1 protein-coding gene is annotated in these 2537 nt (G+C 41.1%); it reads right to left on the bottom strand.

The features are described from left to right. Positions 1–96: 96 nt before the first annotated feature. Positions 97–1941 (bottom strand): group II intron reverse transcriptase/maturase, encoded by a 1845-nt coding sequence (gene ltrA / locus F6K53_RS37115; protein ID WP_293084572.1) that lies wholly within the window; start codon positions 1939–1941, stop codon positions 97–99. Between the last annotated feature and the right edge of the window lie 596 nt (positions 1942–2537).

The raw sequence follows: 2537 nt of genomic DNA, 5'->3' as shown, positions 1-2537 counted from the left end.
AGGATTGGGTAAATCGACAGGATTACTCCTGTTTCGTCCCCTTGGCACCGTGCGAACAAGTCTCCAAGTACACGGCGCGACCAATTCCTTTAGAACTCATTTATCATTACCTCCTCTTTTCTTAGGTTTACGGTTTTGTACCTTTTGGTTTTTGTTCCGTTTCAAAGAGGGTTTTTTTATCCCGGCTTTCAGCATTTCCTGTATGTCGGGATTGGAGGCACCCAAGGCGTGTATGGAGTGGTGGCAATCGGCATGTAAATATATTAGATTATCATACCGGTCGTTCCCACCTAAGTGTTTTGGTATGATGTGATGTATGTGTAAATCATCACTTATACCTAAGGATTGATTGCAAACAGGACATATATAGTTCTGTCTGTTTGCTATTTTATCCTTCCCCGCAGAAAGTCTTCCTTTTGCCGTTTTTTCTCTTTGTTTAGCTTTGCGCTCTTCCCAGTATTCTTTTAAGTCAGGGTCATCTGGGCTGTTTGTATGTTGCAGGAGAGTATGGCGTTTTATAGGAATCCAGGCGAGTTTTTGAAGATATACTTCTTTTAAGGATTTGTCTCCGAATACCCATATGTCATCCCTGCCGGGACATAGCTTTCCAAAGTATTTTTTGGATATCCAGTTCCAGCTTTTTTTGGGATGTTTCCGTTTCCCCCATCTTTTTAATTTCCAGAATATGTATGAATCCAAGGAATTAAATGTTTTTTGGGCTACCACTCCATCCTGATAATTTCCCCATCCTTTTATTTGAGGATTAAGTTTATTAATTATCAGTTCTTGTGATAAGCTTTTGAATCTTTTAAATTCCTTTTTCAAGTTCTCTTTGAACTTTTTGATATTTTTTTTGGAAGGTTTTATGAGGGTTACCAATCCGGTTTTTCTGGCGGTTGTTTTATATTTCCTAAAATTCCATCCGAGGAAGTCAAATCCTTGTGTTAGATGTTGTATTTTGGTTTTTTCGTCTGAGAGTTTCAAGCCTTTTTTGATTAACCATTTTTGAATGATTATCTTAGCGTTCGCTGCATCTTCTTCGCTTTCAGTTAAGATGACGAAGTCATCGGCAAAGCGGATGAATGCTCTTTTCGATATGTTGTCCCAATATCCTCCGGATTTTTTTCTAGTATCTTTTCGCCATATATATTTAATTCCCAACTCCTTTTCCATGCCGTGTAGAGCGATATTTGCAAGTATTGGGCTGATTATTCCCCCTTGTGGAGTCCCTGAATCTGATTCAAAAAATACATTGTTGTCAATGTATCCTGCTTTAAGCCATTGGGCTATTAAAGTTTTGGCTGGAAATTTCCCTAATGTGTCTAAAAGTGGTTTATGTGCAATATTATCGAAACATCCGGAGATGTCGGCGTCTAATACCCACCACTTTCTATTGTTTTCGCCCTTAATGTTGTTGAATATCCTTTGTCTTGCGTCATGGGTGCTTCTGCCTGGCCTGAAGCCATATGAGGATGGTTCAAAGGTGGCTTCCCATTGAGGCTCTAATGCATTCTTGACGATACCTTGAATACATCTATCAATCATGCAAGGTATTCCCAGGGGGCGTTTCTTACCATTAGGTTTGGGAATATATACTCGTTTTGCCGGGATTGGTTTCCAAGCCTTGTAATCTTTTAGAGCATCGACCAACTCTCCCCTGGCTTCTGGATTTAATTTTGCTATTTTGTCAATGCCAGGGGTGTTTTTCCCTTTGTTAATTTGGGAGGCTTGTCTCACGGCTATGAGTATGTTTGAGTAGCTGCGTAGCATCAGGCGTTGCAGCTTGTTCACTTTTTTCCAATCGCCTTCACGAGTCGCGCGGAATATTCTACGTCTCAATTTCCTGACTTCCCTGTAGGCTTTCTTCCAATTAATGGAGTGCCAGTGGGTAGTTTGTTCAGTTACGATACCGTTCTTTGGGTTCGGTTCTATCTTTTCCATTACAATTAAGGATGAAAATGTATTATATTCCTCCCTCGGAATCAGTTCTGAAATTCAGCACTCTGCACGAGTTGAGGGATTTCCTCTATCCAACCGGTTATACGCTTTAGCGCTTTCCCGTTAGTTTTCACTGTGTTGGCTTTAGCTTGGTTCAGACTTTTACCGGATTGAGAGTTATACCCTTTCTTACGATTGGGCTACCCTATCTATCGACCTAAGCTAGGGACTCAATCTCGGCTTACCCGGTTACACACAAGGAAGATTCGAACTATAGGCTGTCGTCTCTACGCCGAGTCCGTGGAGTTCTCAGTTATCCAATATCTACTGGATTAACTCTTGGAGCTATTACTCCCATTACCGCTTTAGTAGGAGTATCAATTATTACGACGCTTCAATCAACGATTCCTTTCGTCAACCTATTGGTTCTTTCCTTAACGACCCATTGGCTTGCGGTATAAGTTACTGGTTACGCATTACCCTCTAGCTGTGAGATAAAACGATTCGGGATTATTCTAGCTAATGCCGGAATATCCATCTCGTAGTACCCCTTCGGGTAGGAACTTTGCTTGAACCCTAGCTTATAGGAAGGTTACGGA

Source organism: Moorena sp. SIO4A1 (assembly GCF_010672065.1).
In the GTDB taxonomy this organism is placed as follows: Bacteria; Cyanobacteriota; Cyanobacteriia; order Cyanobacteriales; family Coleofasciculaceae; genus Moorena.
The sequence above is the reverse complement of the archived record's forward strand: the minus strand, read 5'-3'. Positions and strand labels throughout refer to the sequence as shown.